General features: G+C 61.5%; 17 protein-coding genes and 1 pseudogene. 6 read left to right on the top strand and 12 right to left on the bottom strand.

The features are described from left to right. Window positions 1-121 precede the first annotated feature (121 nt). From D3876_RS10310 to D3876_RS10295, 4 genes are read right to left on the bottom strand one after another with little or no spacing between them, the layout of a single operon-like run. The gene (locus D3876_RS10310; protein ID WP_119761943.1) at window positions 122-1129 is read right to left on the bottom strand and encodes an alcohol dehydrogenase catalytic domain-containing protein; all 1008 of its coding nucleotides are present in this window, start codon (window positions 1127-1129) and stop codon (window positions 122-124) included. Further along, complete coding sequence (locus D3876_RS10305; protein WP_119761942.1) at window positions 1126-2334, bottom strand: sulfotransferase family protein; 1209 nt, start codon at window positions 2332-2334, stop codon at window positions 1126-1128. Before D3876_RS10305 ends, D3876_RS10310 begins: the two co-directional genes overlap by 4 nt. Before the next feature lie 12 nt (window positions 2335-2346). Continuing rightward, window positions 2347-3522 (bottom strand): DUF1214 domain-containing protein, encoded by a 1176-nt coding sequence (locus D3876_RS10300; RefSeq protein WP_119761941.1) that lies wholly within the window; start codon window positions 3520-3522, stop codon window positions 2347-2349. A gap of 9 nt (window positions 3523-3531) precedes the next feature. Further along, entirely contained in the window at window positions 3532-4044 is a 513-nt protein-coding gene (locus D3876_RS10295) for a VOC family protein (protein WP_238475323.1), read from the bottom strand. 131 nt (window positions 4045-4175) lie between these two features. Between D3876_RS10295 and D3876_RS10290 the strand changes: the two genes are divergently transcribed. After that, the gene (locus D3876_RS10290) at window positions 4176-4862 is read left to right on the top strand and encodes a TetR/AcrR family transcriptional regulator (RefSeq protein ID WP_119761940.1); all 687 of its coding nucleotides are present in this window, start codon (window positions 4176-4178) and stop codon (window positions 4860-4862) included. A gap of 31 nt (window positions 4863-4893) precedes the next feature. On the opposite strand, the gene D3876_RS10285 is transcribed toward D3876_RS10290, so the two are convergent. From D3876_RS10285 to D3876_RS10275, 3 genes are all read right to left on the bottom strand, one after another. Continuing rightward, window positions 4894-5976 (bottom strand): Gfo/Idh/MocA family protein, encoded by a 1083-nt coding sequence (locus D3876_RS10285; protein ID WP_119761939.1) that lies wholly within the window; start codon window positions 5974-5976, stop codon window positions 4894-4896. A 1-nt stretch (window position 5977) separates the two neighbouring features. After that, on the bottom strand, window positions 5978-6382 hold the full coding sequence (locus D3876_RS10280) for a nuclear transport factor 2 family protein (RefSeq protein WP_119761938.1): 405 nt from the start codon (window positions 6380-6382) through the stop codon (window positions 5978-5980). A gap of 306 nt (window positions 6383-6688) precedes the next feature. Beyond that, complete coding sequence (locus D3876_RS10275) at window positions 6689-7450, bottom strand: GntR family transcriptional regulator (RefSeq protein ID WP_238475322.1); 762 nt, start codon at window positions 7448-7450, stop codon at window positions 6689-6691. Window positions 7451-8008: 558 nt separating this feature from the next. On the opposite strand from D3876_RS10275, the gene D3876_RS10270 reads away from it, so the two are divergent. Further along, complete coding sequence (locus D3876_RS10270; protein ID WP_119761937.1) at window positions 8009-8650, top strand: PAS domain-containing protein; 642 nt, start codon at window positions 8009-8011, stop codon at window positions 8648-8650. Here the strand turns inward: D3876_RS10270 and D3876_RS10265 are convergent. The 4 genes from D3876_RS10265 to D3876_RS10250 all read right to left on the bottom strand — a co-directional run bounded on the left by D3876_RS10265 (window position 8647) and on the right by D3876_RS10250 (window position 11831). Further along, entirely contained in the window at window positions 8647-9552 is a 906-nt protein-coding gene (locus D3876_RS10265) for a polyprenyl synthetase family protein (RefSeq protein WP_119761935.1), read from the bottom strand. The genes D3876_RS10270 and D3876_RS10265 overlap by 4 nt on opposite strands. Beyond that, a complete protein-coding gene (ispH, locus tag D3876_RS10260) occupies window positions 9552-10463 on the bottom strand; it encodes a 4-hydroxy-3-methylbut-2-enyl diphosphate reductase (protein ID WP_238475397.1) in 912 nt (303 codons plus the stop codon). The genes D3876_RS10265 and ispH overlap by 1 nt, the downstream gene beginning before the upstream one ends. A gap of 441 nt (window positions 10464-10904) precedes the next feature. Next, a complete protein-coding gene (locus D3876_RS10255; protein WP_182911978.1) occupies window positions 10905-11453 on the bottom strand; it encodes a VOC family protein in 549 nt (182 codons plus the stop codon). 72 nt (window positions 11454-11525) lie between these two features. Next, entirely contained in the window at window positions 11526-11831 is a 306-nt protein-coding gene (locus tag D3876_RS10250) for a DUF1330 domain-containing protein (RefSeq protein WP_119761932.1), read from the bottom strand. 217 nt (window positions 11832-12048) lie between these two features. Here D3876_RS10250 and D3876_RS10245 point away from each other — a divergent pair, with 217 nt between their 5' ends. From D3876_RS10245 to D3876_RS20820, 4 genes and pseudogenes are all read left to right on the top strand, one after another. Then, the gene (locus D3876_RS10245) at window positions 12049-14598 is read left to right on the top strand and encodes a TonB-dependent receptor (RefSeq protein ID WP_182911977.1); all 2550 of its coding nucleotides are present in this window, start codon (window positions 12049-12051) and stop codon (window positions 14596-14598) included. A 411-nt stretch (window positions 14599-15009) separates the two neighbouring features. After that, entirely contained in the window at window positions 15010-17424 is a 2415-nt protein-coding gene (locus tag D3876_RS10240; protein WP_182911976.1) for a TonB-dependent receptor, read from the top strand. An 8-nt stretch (window positions 17425-17432) separates the two neighbouring features. Beyond that, a complete protein-coding gene (locus tag D3876_RS10235) occupies window positions 17433-18008 on the top strand; it encodes a cytochrome b (protein WP_274378980.1) in 576 nt (191 codons plus the stop codon). Between the two features lie 136 nt (window positions 18009-18144). After that, window positions 18145-18411: pseudogene (locus D3876_RS20820) on the top strand (transposase); the annotation flags it as partial. Window positions 18412-18463: 52 nt separating this feature from the next. Here the strand turns inward: D3876_RS20820 and glpK are convergent. Continuing rightward, entirely contained in the window at window positions 18464-19942 is a 1479-nt protein-coding gene (gene glpK / locus D3876_RS10225; protein ID WP_119761922.1) for a glycerol kinase GlpK, read from the bottom strand. Between the last annotated feature and the right edge of the window lie 15 nt (window positions 19943-19957).

Genomic DNA, 19957 nt, shown 5'->3' with positions numbered 1-19957 from the left:
ATGAGACTCGCTCAAAACATGGGGCTCTTTTGCATCGCCCGGGTCGCTCAATCATAGGATGGAAGCGACTCTTGCGACGAAATGGAGCATTGGCGCACGCGGCCTCGGCGCTGAAATGCGCTTAGCTATCGAAGGTGATGTGCACTTTCGTCTCCGCGTTCGGCGCGCGCAGCCGATCGAAAGTCGCCGGGACCTCGTCGAGCGAGACCACCGAACTGATCATCATCTTGGGGTCGGCATGGCAGCTATCGATGTCGCGCGCGACGCGTTCGAAGTCCGACAGCGCGTAGCCGACCGGGAAGCGCATCGTGACACCCTTGGTGGCGGCAATAGCGGGGATAAGCGTGTCAGGCACGGTGCAGAAGCCCATCGACAGCACCTGACCGAGCGAAGCGACATGCTGCACCGCCTTGCCGAGAAACCCGCTTGTGCCGACGCATTCGACGACGGTGTCGGGCGGGCCGCCCAGCGCCTCGCGGATCTCCGCAGCCTCATTCTCGCCAAAGGCCACGAAGGCGTCTGCTCCCATTGCGAGTGCCATCTCGGCACGGCGCGGCGAGCGCGACGCCGCGACGATCCGTCCGGCGCCAAGTCTGCGCGCCCACCAGATCGCCGCCAGCGCGACCGACCCGCCGCCGAGCACGAGCACGCGGCTGCACGCGTCCATCGGCACCTGGCGCATGCCGTACAAGCCCACCGCCATGGGCTCGATCAGTGCTCCGTCGGCGAGCGACAAGACCGACGGCAGCTTGACCGCAACACTGGCCGGCACCTTCAGATATTCCGCGAAACCGCCCATCACGCCGGGCGCATCGCGGCAGAGCACGAGATTGCCCTGGGCGCATGCGGCGCATTTGCCGCAACCGGTCGACGGAAGCGCGGTCAGCCGATCGCCCTCAGCCCAGCCCGTCACCTCCTTGCCGACCGCCACCACTTCACCGGCATATTCATGGCCGGGCACGGTGCCCGCGGGAAACTCGAACCCTGATCCTTCGGTCATGTGCAGATCGGTCCCGCAAATGCCGCAGCGGTGCACCTTGATGACCAGCTCTCCCGGGCCCGGCACCGGGTCGGGGATGCGCTCGAGCACCAGTGGCGCACCCGCGCCCGGATAGACGATCGCCCTCATGCAGCGGCGCTCTTGCCGGGCGCGAGACCGAAGCGATCGATATAGTCGCCGAAGGGCGCGCGTATCGCTTCCTCGCCCATGCCGAAATCCGCCAGGTCGTAGCGATGGACGCCGTGCGCGAGCTCGGGCCGCTCTTCGGCGCGCCGTACCATGTCGGCGTCCACCTCGGGCGTCAGTTCCAGGCCCGCAAAACTATAGATGCGGCGGATGATGCCCATCGGATCGCGGTGGAAATCGGCATGCACCACGTCGAATATCCGGCCGGGATGTTGATGCCGGACCGCCTCAGCTTTATGCACGGCGTCGGCCCATTTTTCGGTCTCGCGCGTCAGCATCGCCCGTGCGCGCTTGGGCCGCGAACCTTCTTCCATGAGCGGGAAGCGCTGCATCAGCAGCGCGCACAGCGAAGGAAGCGCCTTGGCGCTGTCGCGGTGCGTCTGGATGACGAGCGCGTCGGGGAATGTTTCGAAGACCAGGTCGAGATTGGCGATATGCCCCGGGTTCTTGAGCAGCCAGCGCTTGTCGGGTTCAGCGCTGCCGATGAGCTGCAGGACGCGGGCAAGATGGCGATAGGCGGGTCGTTCGCTCTGCTGCTGCCACCATGCGTCATAGCTGTGCGCCGACCAGCCGCAGGTCCACAGATTGGAGACGAAGCTCTGCCGCAGGACGAGGCAGCATTCGTCGACTTCCTCGGCGACCATAAGGTGCGCCGCGCGCGAGTCCGGCGCCGCGTCGTAGCGCGCGCGTAACTGCTCCGCGACCTTGAGGAATTGCGGGTGCTGGCTCCATTGATCGCGCGGCGGCCGCGGCATCGGTGCGCCGGTGAGCCAGGTCTGCAGCCCCTGGAACTGCGGATCGACCGCCATCAGCTTGTGCAGCGCGGTAGTGCCCGTGCGCGGGACGCCGGTGATGACGATGGGCCGCGAGACGGGATGCCTGTCGAAACCGGGATTGATCTTCATCGCGCGCCAGGCGTGCGCCCGCGCGCCCAGCACGTTGACCAGATCGCCCCAGGCAATGCGACGCCCGCGCTCGGTGAAATGCGGATCGACATCCATCGATTGCAGCAGCATCTCCAGCCCCGGCAGATAATCGCCCGGTCCGAAATCATCGGTGCCGAGCTGCAAGCCGACCAATGCATGCAACTCGTCGGACGCATCGCGGAACTGGTCGGGGGCCGGGAAACGTTCCTCGAAGCCTGCCATGAAACTCTCCTCTTACCAGCGACGCCGGCGCTGGCCGGCGCGCACGCGGCGGCGCAGCTCCTCGGCGCGCTCCTCAGGCGTGACCACGGGCGTGTCGGGCGGAAGGTGATCGCGCAGTTCGGCGAGCTTTACACGTTTGAGCACGGGCAGCGGCGCAGAACTGCAGTCGAACCAACGGCCATAGATCCCGCCTTCGGTATAGCCGGCAGGATCGAGCCAGTTGGGTACGCCGGGATCCTCGAGCGCGATCACCGCGCGAAACCTGCCGTCCGAACTCAGCTTCGCGCTATGACCGTTGAGGCTGGAGAGGCGGTAGACATATTCGAGCGCGTTGAAATAGGGGTCGTTGAGCTGAATGTTCCAATAGGGGCAGCGTTCGGGCAGCTCGGTCTCGATGATCAGCGCCTCACCAGGCTCGAACCGGAAGCATGCCGGCCAATAGACCTGCTTCGCCAGCGCACCCTTCATCTGAACGGGCTCGAAGACGTTGAAGCCGACGCGCTCCTTCACGCCGTTCTGCAGCCGATAGTAGCTGCGCGTCTTGCGCGCCGGGAACCTGGCCATTTCCTGGATGCGCGCGAGGATCTGGTCCGGGGTCAGCCGCGCCTTGGGCGGCACCGGATCGAGACATTCGATCGACAACACCGGATCGATTTCATTCTCCCAGTCATAGCTGCGGAAGCGCGTGAAGATTGCCGTGGCTTCGGGATCGATCTTCGCCCAGTTGCCCGTGTGCCCGTGGGGCCGCTCTGCGCTGAACAGGATCTCGAACTCGCCACTGGCCTCGACCTCGAAGTCACTGTCGTCGATCTCGTTGTGTGCGCCGATCATCGAGATATCGTCGATCATCCCCGACATGTGGCGCTGGCTGGTGAAGCTGAGGATCTTCACGGTCCCGCGATTGCCCGACACGCGGTAGCGGAGGTCGCCCCGGATCGGACTGTAGGTGTAGATGTCGTCCGGGTTGGGCTGAAGCGTGAAGACGGGATTCCACAGCGGCGCCCAGTCGGGATGCTCGGCATCGGCGTGGAAGAAGGCGAAATAGCTGTAAGAAAAACTCGCCATTGTCTGGCGATAGACGTCCGCCCGATAGGCCGGATCGTCGGGGCGCCAGGTATTGGCCAGTTCGGCGACCGCGCCTTCGAGATCGCCGAGATAATCGAGGATATGGGGGCGGATTTCAGTCATTGACTATCCTCAATTGCCCGGCACCGCGTTGAGGAATTCGAGGCCGGCGGGTTCGGGAAAGATATATTCGAGATAATGACCGAGCTCCGGAGCAGCGACGAAGCATGTCCGCATGAACCCTTCATTCTGACGCTGATTGAGCAGCGCCGCGCCGACGCGTTCGGCCTCGCGCGCGAGCGCCGCCCATTGCGCGGCGTCATGGATGAGAAAGCCCAGATGGTGGTGCCGGATGACAAATCCGTCGTCGGGTACCCGATCCATGTAAAGCGCAGAACCCGGGCCGCTCGCCGTCAAAAGCTCGTACATCACCGTGCCGACCCAGGCGAGTTCCACCCGGATGTGACCGCCATCCGGCAACGGCCCTTCGAGGCGCTGAAACTCGGTGATGCCAAAGCGATCGCGGAAGACGGCGCACGCGGCTTCGATGTCGTTGGTCGCATAGGCGATCTGGAACTGTTCCGCGCGGAGCAGTCCTTGCGAAGGTGAAAAGCCCGAACCTGGACGTGTCAACAAACCGCTCACGCCTGTCTTCCTCTCGCCCTTTTTACGAATTCCACCGGATTCGGTTTCGACAATTTAGATAGTATGTACTATCAATAAGATTGGCAAGCGATGGATGGCGATGGATCGTGTGCGTGATAGACAGCGTTCAAATGAAGGATGGAGCGATCGTGAATCCCACCCCGCAAGCTGTTCGAAGAAAACGACGCTCATCCGAGGAGATCACCGATCGGCTGATCCGCGCGGCCGAAGAGGAGTTCAAGCGCTGCGGCTATGCCGGTGCGACGACCGCAGCGATTGCAAGGCGTGCGGACGTCACCGAGGCGCAGCTATTCCGCACCTTCGCCTCCAAGGCGGACCTGTTTCGAGAGGCGGTGTTTCGGCCGCTCAACGCGCATTTCGAGCGGTTCAATGCCGAGCATGTCGCGGACGCACCCGACGGCGGAGCGAGCAGGGATAATGCCAGGCTCTACATCACCGAGCTGCAGCGCTTCATCGAGGAGCATGCGCAACTGTTCCGCGCCTTGATCCTGACCCAGACCTATGGCGCGGACGACACCCATGGCGTCGGCGCGATCGACAGCCTCGCTACCTATTTCGATCGCGGCGCAGCGATCCAGAGCAACCGGGTCGGCGACGATGCGAAAGTCGATCCAAGGCTGATGGTGCGCGTCTCCTTTGCCGCCGTGCTCGCGAACATGATGTTCAAGGACTGGCTGTTTCCGGAAGGGCTGGCGCGAGACGAAGAGATCAGCTCCGCCATCATCGACTTCGTCCTGGACGGTATCAATGCAAATTCCGCTTCGGCGGAAAAGTCCGGCCGGGCGGGCGCGTCCTAATCAAATCCCGGTAGCGCGTCGGACCGTCCGTTCACTCGGGCGCTATCGCGACCCGCGCGCCGCCGTGCGCGGCGGAGGCGTGGATGGCGTCGATCACCTTCATGCAGGCAAGGCCATCGGCAAAGGTGGCTGGGGACGGTCCGTCGAATGGCCTGCCTTCGATCAGGGCAAGCCAAGCTTGGCACAGGCGACGAGCCGGCGGCAGCTCGACGTGGAGGAACTGTTGGCGCGGATCGTCGCTCGGGCTTTCCGGCGGCAGCACAAGCGCGTCAGGGATGGGGAGTTTGCACGTAGAGTCCTTGTCGGCGAGCCAGGCCGCACCGTCGTCCAGCCAGACCGTCCCCTGCGAACCGGCAACGCGAGTCATCGATGCAAAGGGGCCCCACGCGCCACCAGTCTGGGCCAACAGACCTTGTGCGCCGTTTGTCATCTCGAAGCGCACAGTATAGCTGTCCTCGCTGACTCCGGTGCGATCCGCGACCACGAGCGTCGAGGCGCTCAGGGACTCGAACTCGCCGAGCCAGTTGCGGATCATGTCGATCATGTGCGAGCCCGAGGAGCCAAGCCAGCCGCCGCCGGCTTCGCGATCGAACCACCAGTCCGGCCATTTGCGCGTCGTATCCGCGAGCAGGCCGGCATATTGCGTGATCGTCACCAGCCGTGGCGCACCGATCGCGCCATCGGCAATTGCGCGCGTGATCGCAGCGCGTTCGGGCAACATGCGAAACTGGTTGCCCAGCAAGTGCACGACGCCCGCCTCTTCGGCTGCCGCGAACAGTTCGCGCGCTTCCTCGGCGTTCCGGGCGAACGGCTTCTCGCATAGCACATGGCAGTTATGCGCCAGGGCGACGCGGACCAGCGGCCCGTGCGAGGGCGGAGTGGTGGCGACCACGACACAGTCTGCCCGTGTTTGCGTTATGGCTTCGGCAAGGTCGGTAAATGCGTTCGGTATTCCGGCCTTCTCCGCCCGGCGCGCTGTCCGTTCGGGATCGCTGCCCACAAGCGCAACAACGTCGAAACCCGCGCGTCGCAGTGCGGGTACATGGACGCGCAAGCCATGTCCCGTGCCCGCAACGACGACTCTCGGTGCTTCGCCTGGACCTGCAATCGCCATGCTAGCCCTCCGCCTTCGCCATGGCCGCGGCCAGCAGCGGGTAGAGTTTTTCGCGGACCAGCGCCACGTTCGTATGTTCCGCAATCGAGGCGATCTGTCCGTCACGGATTCGGAAAACGAACGCATAGTCGTTTTCATACGCCTCTCCACTGACCAGCGTGCCCGCACCATGGACTTCGGCCACGACGCGATCCTCTTCGGCGGTGAGCGACTTGACGCTGTATTGGAAAGGCTCGGAAAATATCGAAGCCAGCAACCGGATGCCGCCCAGAAAGCGCGCCTTTTCCGAAGTGCCCGAAGATGCGGTCCAACCGGTCATGTCCGGCGTGAACAGGTCGTCCGGTGTTTCGCCGCGCGATATCGCGGAAAAAAAGTCTCGGACAATCTGATGATTGGTCTGCGTCATGCGTCCTCCCGTGTTGATTGGCCGTGCGCTGCGACGACGCCATATCAACTATAGATAGCATGCACTATCTATGCGATTCAACTTTTACCGGACCGGTATCCCTTTCGCGCGGGTCAAATTCGCGGTGCAGATTTCGACGAGCCGTCCCTTGAAGATATATGGCCCTTGCGCCTCGGAATATGGATATCCTGTCCTAGGCACCGCTGATCATTGGCGGTGAGTTGCTGGGACAATGGCTGGGAGGTTTGATTGCCGCGCGCACGGCTAAGAAGCCGTCGCCAGGACTTCGCGCCGGTCGTTGGATCGTTACTTCTCGACCTCAATGTGCATCGTGTAGGCGAAGCGGCTGCCGGGATGATAGCTCGCGGAAATCTCGAGGATGTTACCATTCGCGTCGAGGTAGCAGCGCAGAATCCTGAGGCATGGGCTACGACGTGGGATGCCGAGTTCGGCGGCAACCAGTCCGCTGGCGGGCACGGCCTGGATGTCCTGCGTCACAGTTGCGATCTTGACGGCGGCGAGGCGCTCGAGCTGACGGAAGATCGTGTCCTCGTTAGGCCTGATCTCGCGCGCGGCGGCCGCGAAATCGGGGTGGATGTAAGCGTCAGTCAGCGCGATCGGCTCGGACGGGCTCTCTCGCATTCGCAGCCCACGGAAATGGAACCATCGGCCGCACGCGTTCGCACCAATATGGCCCGCGAGCTTCTTGGGCAGCAGCGTCGTGCCTTGGGTGGTGAACAGATATTTGGTGTCGCGCGCATATTGAAGGATCTCGCCGACGTTGGACAGTGGCTGGTGCAGCGCACCGCCACGCGCCGCAGCGGGCTGGATGACGGTGCCCGAGCCGCGCTTGCGCTGGATCAGGCCATCGGTCTGCAGCGAGCGCAATGCTTCACGGACGGTGAAGCGGCTGACGCCATAGCGCGCACACAACACGTTTTCGGTGGGGAAATGGGCTGGATCCGGATAGTCGCCGCGCATTATTCCCGCGCGCAAATCTTCGGCCAGTTCCTGGTAGCGCGGCCTTCTGCCGCCATTTCCGGTCGTCTTCTGCACTGCAACTGACAAAACTGCGCCCCCCCGCCAAGTCGTTACACGTCGGAATTCTTCCGACCAGCGCAATCAACCATAGTCCAACCGAACGGCTTGCACAGCACCCGCAACGCGCGCTGGAAAATATTGTACGGACAAAAACGCGGTTCCAGTCCCTCGAAATCCAGACTTTCCGCGCCTCACCAATGCGCGGCTCGGCGGTAAACGCCCGTATCGAACGGAAGGATGGGCCGCGTGACCCGCGCCCATAAGCTGGGAGCAATCCCCGCACCCGCACCCGCACCCAGACCCAGACCCAGACTCCCGGGATTTTCAGTAAACCGGCTTATCGCGGCTCGTGACCGCCTGAAATTCTTGGTCACCCGACAGGATCGATCCTCACATCCAGCGGGCGGCGAGCCCGTGTTTTTCCGGCCGCTATCACAATGCGGGAGCACTACGCGCTGGTCCGTCCCAATAGTTTGCGTCGTGCGGCGGCAGTTTTGACCCTGAGGTCGGTTGCCGGACACGTCGTCATTGGTGCTATCGACACCGGATTCTTGAAACTACCGTTGGGGATGTTAGGTTCAAAGCATGGCTGCCAATCAGGATGTCGCATTGAGCGTCGACAAAGATCAGGCTCTTTTCAGATCGATTCACGAAACGCCTATCCCGACAATCATCACCGACCCGCGCCAGCGGGACAATCCCATTGTGGCAGTCAACCAAGCCTTCTGCCAATTGACTGGTTATACGAGCGAGGAAGTGATTGGTCGCAATTGCCGTTTCCTGTCCGGCCCGGAAACGGAGAGTGGCGCGTTGGCGCGACTGCGTGAAGCCATACATGGCGGGTTTCCCATTGTGACCGAACTGATCAACTACCGTGCCGACGGGGAGCCATTTCTCAACGCCGTCATGATCGCGCCGCACATGGATACCAACGGCGCAGTTCGCTACTTTATCGGATCGCAGATGGACGTGACTGCAGGCGATGCACATGCCCGGATTGCACGCCGAAAATGCGCGCAGGAACGGCTGAAGGCGCTTACGCCACGCCAGACGCAGATCCTAGAGTTGATCGCTATGGGGCTGCGCAGCAAGCAAATCGCTAGCCGGCTCAATATTGCGGAAAAAACCGTTAAACTTCATCGATCAAGCCTCCTCTCGCGGCTGAGCGTGCAGACGAGCGCCGACGCTATCCGTATCGCCGTTGAGGCCGAACTTTCCTTGCGCTAGTGATCGCGCAACACCGAAAAGCGGGCAAGATCGCGCAGAAGGTTCGCTCTCTCACCAAATTGGCCAAGGCAATCAATCGCTTGGTTCGCGGTCGACGATGCCAATGCGCGCGCTTCGTCCCTACCCAAGATCGTCACCAGATTATGGCGCCCTGCCGCCTTGTCGCGTCCTAATCGCTTGCCGGTGCGAAGCGGGATTCCCTCGATATCGAGCAGGTCGTCGACGATCTGGAAGGCCAGCCCCAGCGATGTTGCGTAGCGCGTGAGGCTTGCCCGCGCTTCGGCAGGTATGCCGGCAAGCGACGCTCCGGCTTCCGCACACCAGCCGATGAGGGCTGCAGTCTTGAGTTCCTGCATTTTCGCAATTTCGGCCGCATCCACCCCTTGGGTCGCCACCAGATCCATAACCTGCCCTCCGGCCATGCCCGCGGCGCCGACGGCTTCGGCAAGAGAGCGTACAAGTTCTGCACGGACACTGCCGTCATCGTGAACGTCGCGGCGTCCCAGAAGCTCGAAAGCAAACGCCAGTAGCGCATCGCCCGCCAACACTGCTACCGCTTCACCAAATGCGTTATGAACCGACGGTTTTCCGCGTCTCAGATCATCATCATCCATGCACGGCAGATCATCATGGGCAAGCGACTGCGCATGTACGCACTCGGCCGCGGCACCAACCAGCAGCGCCTGACTGCGTGATCCACCAAAGAGTTCGCAAGTGGCAGTGACAAGCAGCGGGCGCAGGCGCTTGCCTCCACCCATTACAGCATATCGCATGGCGTGGAAAAGGACTGCCCGGTCATCGTCGGGAACGACGATCAACCGGTCGAGCAGATCGTCCACCTCAAGACGCACGCGTCCAAATGCAACCGTGAGATCAAGCGTCGTGCTGCTGGAGCAGATCATCAGTTAATCGACAACGGTCTGAAAACGGCGGTTTCATCCGCGTCGAAAAACTCCTCGATCGAGACCTCGAAACGCGCGCGCATAGCATCGACAATCGTCGTGACCGACCACTCCGGCGTGGAAGCGGCGGCCGAAAGGCCAACGGTGCGCGCGCCCATAATGAGCGACCAGTCAATATGCGAGGCATCGGGAATGAGCTGCACCCGCAGACATCCCGCCGCGCGCGCCACCTCGGCAAGCCGCAGGGCGTTTGACGAAAAACGCTCTCCAGCGACAATGACCGAATCTGACCGCAACGCAATGGCCTTGACCGCGGCCTGGCGATTGCTTGTCGCATAGCAGATGTCGCTGCTGTTGGGCCCAATGACATCGGAAAAGCACGCCTTGATAACATCTACTATCGCGCGCGCCTCATCGAGCGAAAAGGTTGTCTGGATGGCGTATGCGATTGGCGTGCGTTGGTGGAGAGCCAATGCAAGCACGTCATCGACCGACTGGACGAGCGACATGGCCCCGTGGGGAAGCTGGCCGAGCGTGCCCACGATTTCGGGGTGATCCCCGTGGCCTATCAGGACGATGTGCCGGCCTGCGCGATGATGTCGTGCCACACCCGAATGAACCTTTTGAACGAGCGGGCAGATCGCATCGAAGCCGCGCAGATCACGGCGCTTCATTTCCGCTGTGACGTCCTGTGGGACTCCATGTGCAGACAGGATGACGACCGCTCCTTCCGGCACCTGGTCGAGCTCCTCGACAAATATGGCGCCCTGCTGCTCGAGCATGCGAACCACCGAGCGGTTGTGAACTATCGGGCGCCTGACATAGACGGGAGGGCCATAGTGGCGCAGAGCATCGACGACGCCCTGGATAGCGCGCGTGACACCAGCGCAAAAGCCGCGCGGGGATGCCATGAGTAGCAAGAGTTTTGCGGGCGACATAGTTGCGGTACTCGCGAGGCGCGCGGACAACAGGCTCGCCACAATGCGTGCATTTGACATCACCGCCGTCCCGATCGCACATCCGTTGCAAAGCCTAGGCACCCGGGATTACTGCGTCCATATGCCCAAAGGCCTATCTGTCGGCGGCCGATTTCCTGGCCCTTGGCACGCATGCCCGGTCGGCCGAGTTCGGACTTGAAAGTGCCAATCTAAATTTGGACCAGCTCGCGACTCTACCAATCGGTGACATCATTTCGACGTCAGTGGTATTGTTTCAATATGCGCGCATCGGCCCATGCTTCGAACGGTGACCGACCGCAGAACGCATCCGTGCTCCTCGAGATGCATTCACACGAGAGATCGACCCAGGTCATTCGCGAGCGTGGTCAGGTCACACAAGCAACCTTCATTTCATCAGCGCGCCGGGGACGGCTGGATTTGGTTCATCTCAATCAACGTCCCGTCGGGATCGAAGAAATTGCAGCCTAAAACATGGATGGGCGGTCCCCCATTTCGGCCTGGATAGATTTGGTTCCTGGGCGCAGAGGTCGTCGTCACACCCCGCACTTTGGCAGCGGCAGCGCATCGTCCTTCGACGTCGTCGGTGTTCATGACGATGACATGACCGCCCGGACCCATGCGCCGCGGATAGGGGCCCGGATCAGCAAGCGGCGGGTCAATCCACTGCATCAGCCCGATCCAGCCAATCCAGGGATCATTTCCGTTGAGCAGGACGAGACGGGCCTTGGCGCCGGGCTCGCCGGCAGGAAGCGCAACACCCGATGTTTCGACGACGGCATCGTAATTCACCTTCAGCCCGACCACATCGCGGTAGAGCTGCAATGAATTTTCCATGTCGCGAACGATCAGGGTCACGCGGCGGACATCGGTAGGCGCCTGCTGCTCATGGGCCTCAATTCCAAGCGCGGATCGTGGTGGAGCGGCGGGCGCGGGACTGGCCATCAGCAACGCCAGAAGGGTCGGGCTCATGTGGTTCGCTTCCTTGATCTTGAGTAACCGGACGTCGCAACGGGATCAGTCGGCAAGCGACGGCGCCTCGATCAGAAGAACCTCGCATTCGGCAATGCCCTCCCGAAGCCTTTTCGCTTCGTGATATTCGGGCGAGTTCCAAAAGGCGAGCGCCGCCGCCTTGCTGGGCCACTCGGATATGACCACCGATATCCCGTCGCTACCACTGCCCTCGAGCCGTTCAGCCCCCGGAGCGCGCAGCAAATATTTGCCCCCAAAGTTTTCGACGAGGCGAGCCGCGCTTGGTGCATAGCCTTCAAGGAAGGCCGAACGGTCCAAAATCCTGGCCGTAATAATGAGATAGGCTTTCATGAGGCCGCGCCCTTAGTTGTATGGACAAGTTTAGCATAGTATCAAAACTGGCGCCCGAAGCTTGCTACGCTTCGACCGGATCCGCTTCAAAAAAACAGCGATCCCCTGTTGCAATTATGAAACAGCCGCTCCCTGCCTTGCGTCTCCTTCATATTTGTCTGGACAACTTTCGTTGTCAATGAGAGCTTCACCGCGTTCAGGATTGGGGAGGATATTTATGCGATTCATGTTTCGAAGCGCCTTGCTGGCCGCGACCATTTTGGCGTCGGCGCCGGGGCTTGCGCAGCAAGGCGCCACCCAGGAGCAAGGCGGGATCGAAGACATTATCGTGACGGCGCGAAAAACCGAGGAGTCGCTGTCCGATGCACCCGTTGCGGTGTCGGCGGTATCCGACAAGATGATCCAGCAACTCGGCCTCAATTCCATTGACGACTTTGCCAAACAGGCAACCGGTATCAGCTTCAGCCAGGCCTTTGGTCGTTCGTCGGATCGGCCCGTCATACGCGGCCAGTCGAACGTGCTGGCGAACGTCCAGTTCGGCGTCGAGACTGGCGCCGCCTATTTCGTCGACGGAATTTATTATCAAGGCGACATACAGGGCTTCGATCCCAATTCGATCCAGCGCGTAGAGATCATCAAGGGGCCCCAGTCTGCGCTGTACGGCCGCAATACCTATTCGGGCGCGATCAACTACGTCACCAAGGACCCCGCGGACAAGCTCACCGTGGCGGGCAAGGCGAGCCTGGCCGAGCATGACACCTATGATCTGAGCGCGTCGGTCTCAACGCCCATCCTCGGCGACGCTTTGGGCGTTTCGGCGGGCGGCCGTTATTACAGCTATGGCGGCGAGTACCGCAATCAGCTCACCGGCAACAAGGTGGGCTCGGAAAAGAGCTATTCGGGTTACGTAACGCTCGTTGCCAAGCCCAATGACGACATCAAGATCCGCCTGCGGGGGCAATATCAGCACGACCGCGACGGGCCGCTTGCCATCTTCCTGCAGGGCGCCGATGCGAACAACTGCATGCCGGGATTCCGCAGCCTGCGCTATCGCCAGCGCAACCTCCCTCCCCCGGTACCGGTTTCGCCGACGACCACTTTCCAGCCTGCCATCGGCATTTCGAATAACGCGAACCAGTATTTCTGCGGAACCATCCAGCCGCAGCCGAACAACGTCCGCGTCAATACGGACCCGGTTGCCACCTTTTTCGGCACGCGCGACGGTACGGCGTTCGATGGCAACCGCAACGACCAGTATCTGGCGTCGGGCATCATGGACTGGGACATTGCAGGTTCGGGCTGGGTTCTCTCGAGCTTGACCGGCTTTCGCGACAACACCAATTTGTTCGGAAGCGATGGCGATCATTCGGAGGGTTTCTTCTTCCTCTTCCCGCCGGTCCCCCCGGCGTCGACCGAACCGGCATTTGCGAACACCAACCGCGACGATACGCAGGACTTCAGCCAGGAAATTCGGTTGGCGAGCCCCGCCGACAAGCCGATCCGGGGGCTTATCGGCGGATATTATTTCAAGCAGACGAACCGCAACCGCGATTTGACCTTTGCCAACCCGACCGAAGGCGAAGCGCTCGGCGCAAACAGTTCTGCCTATGGGTCGATCGAGGACATAGCGGTGTTCGGCCTGGTCAGCGCAGAAATCACGGACGCCATCACGATTACGGGCGAGTTGCGCTACGCCGAAGAGCGCAAGACGATCATGGAGCGCGCGTCGGCAACGACGATCTTTTGCGCGGGCGAGCCGGGTCGTGCTGGCCAGTTCGGCTTCACCGGCACCTGCCTCCCTGTGGGCAAGTTCAAGGACTGGACGCCGCGCATAACCCTCGACTGGAAGCCAAGTGACGATGTGCTGGTCTATGCCGTCTATGCCGAGGGCAACAAGCCGGGCGGTTTCAACGGCACCGGCGGGCTTGCGGCCACCGCGCTGACCGGCACCGACCAGACCGTGTATCTACCTGAGACCGTCCGCGGCGGCGAACTGGGCGTGAAATTCGACACCGCCGATCGTAAGGCGCGCTTTGCTGGCTCGATCTTCTACAACAAGCTCGCCGATGTTCAACTCACGCGCGCCATACCACCCACCGTCGCCGGCCAGACAGCCACCTCGATCGTGACCAATCAGGGCGATGCCGAAACAAAGGGCTTCGAGCTCGAGATGCAGGCAGCTCCTGTGGACGGCTTCAATGTCTCGCTTGGCGTAGCGTATGTTGATGCGAAGTTCACAAAGGGCTGCGATGCCGATCTCTTCACGCTCAACTCGGGCGGGTTCAGGCCCAATTTCGACACCGACGCCCCCCCGGCCGCACTTTTGCCGCTCTGCGACATCACCGGCAAGCGCATGCCTTTGGGATCGCCGTGGATCGTCAACGGCTCGATGAGCTACGAGCACGAGATCGGCGCAACTGGTCTCAGCCTGATCGCGAACACGAGCTTCAGCTATGAGGACGCGAAGTACATCCAGGTCGACAATCTGGCAAAGACCGGTGATGCCTTCCTGCTCAACGCGCGCCTCGGCATCCGCAACGAGAATTGGGGCCTGACGCTGTTCGGCCGCAATCTCACCAATGAGGAGTCGATCCCGCTCGCTACCCGCTGGTTCGATTATCGCTATGGCAATGCACGTCGGGACGTCGGGACGACAGGCACTTTCCAGGGGCAGACATTCTCGGTGGAAACCGGTGCGCCGCGCGCGTTCTTCTCCACGCTGCGCAGAGGCCGCACCTTCGGCATCGAGGGCACGTTCACTTTCTGATAATCGCCTTCAACAGAAACACTGCGCCCGCCAGGATCACCCCGGCGGGCTCTTTTTTTGCCGCGCACCTGGCCGAGCCTGCCTTCAATGTCTCAACGACATGCGGCGCCGTCGCCGATCACGCCCAACAACGTCGCAAGGCGTAAATGCCTTCGCTTGGCTCGATAGTCGCCTGCCGACGCGCGATGCACCCTGATAGTCTGGATCGATCTCGTTCGAGAGCATCCGGAGGAGCACCGGGAACGTTCGGTGGTCAATCACGGTGCGTCTTGAGGCGCGATCATCGAAACAAGCACACCTCGCCAAATGTCGAAATGTCCGGACAAATTGCTTGATTTGTCCGGACAGCTTTGCAACTCTGCGTGGGGATGCGGGGAAAACAGGCACGCATTCCTTGGGGGAGGAATATCAATGAAATATCGTTCGCTGCGGTTTGCCGCGATGCTTTTCGCGGGCTGCGCGGCGCCAGCTTTGGCGCAAGCTGATTCAGCTATCCGAACCGCCGGCGCCAATGAGGCGAGCCCTGTTGATACGGGCGAGATCATTGTGACGGCGCGTAAGCGCGAGGAGCGCCTCCAGGACGTTCCGCTGTCTATTTCGGTAGTCGGGTCGGACACGATAGACCGAGCCAATCTCGAAAACATTTCCGATCTGGCTATGCAGACCCCCGGTTTTTCCTTCAAGCAAGGTTTCGGACGGATCGGCGGCGGGGGCGGGGCCGGTGTCCGTCCTTCGATTCGCGGGATGTCCTCCGTGGTCGGCGCGCCCAACGCCGCGTTTTTCGTCGACGGGGTTTTCGTCTCGGACAATATCAGCAGTTATCACCTCGACAATCTGGAGCGCGTCGAGGTGATCAAAGGGCCCCAATCCGCGCTGTTCGGCCGCCAGACATTCTCCGGCGCGATCAACTATGTCACGCGCCGTCCAACCAACGATTTCAGCGGCAAGGCCAAGCTGACGCTTGCCGAATACGACAATCTCGAAGCGTCGGGCTATCTGTCCGGGCCGATCGTCACCGACGTCCTGCTGTTCGAAATGAATGCCCGCTATTCAACTTTCGGCGGCGACTATGTGAACGGGGACACCGGAAAGCGCGATCTCGGCGCTCAGAAGAGCACCAATGTCGGCGGGCGGCTGCTCTTCACCCCGTCCACAAATTTCGAAGCGATCGCATCGATCGGCTTTAGCCAGGACCGGGACAAAGGCTATGTTTACGGCTTTCAGGGCTCGGCCAAGAACAATTGCTTCGCCCCGCCGATCGTCGGGACCATGCCTTTCCCTCGCACCAATACAAGCCGGCGCGGCTTTTATTGCGGCGAAGTCGAGATCCTGCCGAGCTACGCCTATAACAACGACGCGATCGAGGCGGCCGGCTTTGATGGGTTGAACCGCGAGTTTCTTCGCACCAGCCTCGCCATGACCTACACCACCGATTCGGGTTTTAGCCTGACGTCGATTTCGGCGTACAACACGAATGACAGCATCACCGGCCAGGACAACACGCTGCTGCCCAGCGCAAATCCGGCCTTCACCGTTGACCGTTCCAAGAGCGAGGACTTCAGCCAGGAAATCCGGCTGATGACGCCGCAAGACAAGCCCCTGCGCGGTCTTATCGGCGCCTATTACTACCGCGAAGACGTCGAGCCCGGTTTCACTTACACCAACACGAGTCCGACGCGGCGTCCTTTTGACAGCGAAGACGGCGTGCGCAGCAAGTCGGTCTTCGGCATGATCGAGGGCGCGGTCACCGACCAGGTCACTCTGAGCGCCGAAGCGCGCTACCAGTCCGAAACGATCAAGGGTTCTACCGAAGTTCTGGGCACGGCAGGCAACCCGCCTCCCGCCACGACCGGAATACGCCGGGCCAAGTTCGACGCCTTTCTCCCGCGCTTCACCGCCCGCTACGAGCCTTCGAGCGACGTGAGCTTTTACGTGAGCGCCGCCAAGGGCAACAAGCCTGGAGGCTTCAACAACTTTCCGACGGACGCCATCCCCGCCGATATCGCTGCCTTCACGGCTGCAGGCTTCGACGTTTTCGACGAGGAAACCGCATGGAGCTATGAAATCGGCAGCAAGGGGCGGATCGGCGGCGTCGTGGATGCTGCGGTCGCGGCGTTCTATATCGACTGGACCAAGCAGCAGTTGAGCCGCGGCGAGGCCTATACCCGGCTGAACGGCACGCCCAACAGCGTCGCCTTCATCCAGAATGCCGGAGCGTCCGAGATCAAGGGTTTCGAGGTCGAGCTTTCCGGAAAGCCCGCAGACTGGCTCTATCTGCGCCTTGGCTATACCTATGTGAACGCCGAGTTCACGGATTTCTACGACGACACGACCGAAGAGATATTCGACACCGATGGCAGGCCCGCACGCCTTCCGAACGGGCAGCGCAATCCCGCGGATGTCGATGGGCTTGCCGGGGGTGACGTCAGCGGCAACAAGCTGCCCCAGACGCCCGAACATCAAATCATCGCGACTGCACAGGTGACGGCGCCGCTCTCGGGCGCGCTCGAATTCTTCGGCCGTGGCGATTTCGCCTATGAATCGAAGCGCTATGCGCAGGTCGACAACCTCAACCACACCGGCGACAGCTACAACGTCAATTTGAGCATCGGGATCGAGCGCCCGGAATGGAGCGTGAGCCTGTTCGCGCGCAATCTGCTCAACGATCAGACGCCGCTGGTCGTGACCCGCCTGCTCGACTTCAATCGGCTGCTGACGCGCGTCAATCCGCTGACCGGACGCAATCAGACCACTTTCTTCAGAGATTTTGCGGTGTCCGCGCCGCGCAAGCAGCAGTTCGGCATCAATCTCCAATATCGATTCTGAGGTGCGCGATGGCAATTCGTAACACCGTGAGTTCGTGGGGAACGGCGGCGAAACTTCTGCATTGGGTAATGGCGCTGCTCATCATCGGCACGTCGCTTCTGGTTCTTCACGTCAATGACAGCATGCCATGGTTCAAGTCAGGTCCGCTGATATTCATCACCTATGTCCATTGGCACAAAGCGCTGGGCCTGATCGCGTTCGCCCTGATCTTCGCGCGGCTGGCGTGGAGATGGAGCAACCCTCCGCCAAAGATCGTCGAGCTCTCCCCTATCGAGGAGCGCGCGGCGAAGCTGGCGCACCGTTCGCTCTATATCCTAATGGTCGTCGTGCCGCTCACCGGCTGGATTTCCTCCTCGGCGTTCGGTAGCCCGACGAAATTCTTCGGGCTGTTCGAGATACCGGGGATCATCCCCAAGACCAAAGCATTGGTCGGGCCCGCATATTGGACGCATTTCGGACTTTCCTGGCTATTGCTTGCCGCCGTCTCTTTCCACGTGATCGCAGCTTTCTGGCATCACGACCGCAAAAAGGACGATACGCTCCGGGCAATGTGGTTCGATATGCGGCGATCCGACGGCCGCTAGCAATGCGTCCCGACTTTGCCCTTGCGATGCGCCCCATAGAGTTCAGCGGCCTAGGACGGATCGACATTCAGGATTCCCAAGCGGGATAAGAGCTGCTTCATGGGTTTCCGCGATTGAGCGGAGGCGATGGATGGGCGTGAAGCGGTATGAGTTAAATGAGGCGCAATGGGCGAAGATTGCAATGTTGCTGCCGGGAAAGACGAGTCATCCGGGTCGTAACGGCTCAGATAACCGTTTGTTTGTGAATGGATGTTTGTAGGTTTTGCGATCGGGCGCGCACTGGCGCCACTTTCCGGAGCGCTATGGTAAGTGGCGGACGGTGCACCGCCGTTTCAGCCGCTGGTGCCATGCGGGCGTGTGGGAGCATGTGTTCGATGCGCTGACCGCCGATCGCGACAATAAATCGTCGTCTTCGGCCTCGGCGGCATTGGCCTCAACGTGATCGAGGCATTTATTCATGACGACGATGCCGCATGGACTGCCATTAAACTTCGCCAACCATCCATCCGCGCCTTTCGGACATTATTCTCCATACCGGGAGTGAAGGACGCGGCGCTGCGCTGCATCGAAGCCGCCTCGTCAAGCGAACTCATAAGGCCGCAGCCCATTGCGGCCAGCATTGCAGCTCCGAGCGCGGTCGTCTCGACATTATCGGGTCGCTGTACCGTCACATCGAGCATGTCGGCAATATCCTGCGCGATCCAGTTATTGGCGCTCATCCCGCCGTCGATCCGCAACGATTGCCACACACATCCGTCACCCGCATAAGCCCGCTGCAGGTCGCTCAACTGGTGCGCGATCGACTCAAGCGCAGCGCGCACGATTTCGGCGCGGCCCGATCCATGGCTCAACCCAGCAACGATCGCGCGGGCGTCGGGTCGCCAGTGGGGCGCGCCAAGACCCGACAAGGCGGGAATTATCATCACCCCACCGCTATCGCGAACCGATCGCGCGAGGGTCTCGGTTTCGGCGGCGCTCGCGATGATCCCCAGCCTGTCGCGCAGCCACTGAACCACGCTGCCGGCCACGAAGATCGATCCCTCGAGAGCATAGCTCCGCTCGCCATCGAGCTGAAAGAGCACCGTACCGAGCAGGCGATGACCACTTGCTACAGGCTGCGCGCCGGTGTTGCACAATATGAAGGCGCCCGTCCCCAGCGTCGCTTTCACTTGTCCTGGCGCAAGACATGACTGTCCGATCGCCGCCGCCTGCTGATCGCCAACAAGTCCGCAAATCCGGATCGGCGACCCGAACAGTTCGGGCGACGTAACGCCGAAATTCCCAGCACAATCGACAATTTCGGGAAGCGCCAAACGCGGCACATCGTGGAGCGCCAGCAATTCATCGTCCCATTGCCCCTTCGCAATGTCCATAAGCATCGTCCGGCTGGCATTGCTGGCATCGCTGGCGTGAAGCCCGCCCGTGAGGCTCCATAGGAGCCAGCTTTCGACAGTGCCGACCGCAAGACGATCGCCGAGAGCGCGCGCTTCAGGAACATTGTCGAGGATCCAGGAGATCTTCGTGGCCGAGAAATAGGGGTCGAGAACGAGTCCGCTTCGCCGCGACACAAGCGGCTCGTGACCGGCGTCGCGCAAGGCGTCGCAGCGCGCGGCCGTGCGGCGGTCCTGCCAGACGATCGCGCGGCTGACCGGCTGGCCGGTGCTTCGATCCCACGCGACGATGGTTTCACGCTGGTTGGCGATCCCGATCGCCGCGATCCGGTCAGCGCCGCCTGCCCGCTCGATCATTTGCCGTGCGCATGCGATGGTCCGGTCGCGGATTTCGATTGCGTCATGCTCTACCCAACCCGGCGCGGGGTAATATTGGGTGAGCTCGGCCTGACATTTGCCAACGATCGCGCCGTCGGGCGCAAAGATCATGGCCCGCGTCGAGGTCGTGCCTTCGTCGAGCACGAGGATGAACTGCTCGCGCATGCCCGTTTCCTTCCC

Origin of the sequence: Sphingomonas cavernae (genome assembly GCF_003590775.1) — a bacterium.
GTDB classification, from domain to species: Bacteria; Pseudomonadota; Alphaproteobacteria; order Sphingomonadales; family Sphingomonadaceae; genus Sphingobium_A; species Sphingobium_A cavernae.
The sequence above is the reverse complement of the archived record's forward strand: the minus strand, read 5'-3'. Positions and strand labels throughout refer to the sequence as shown.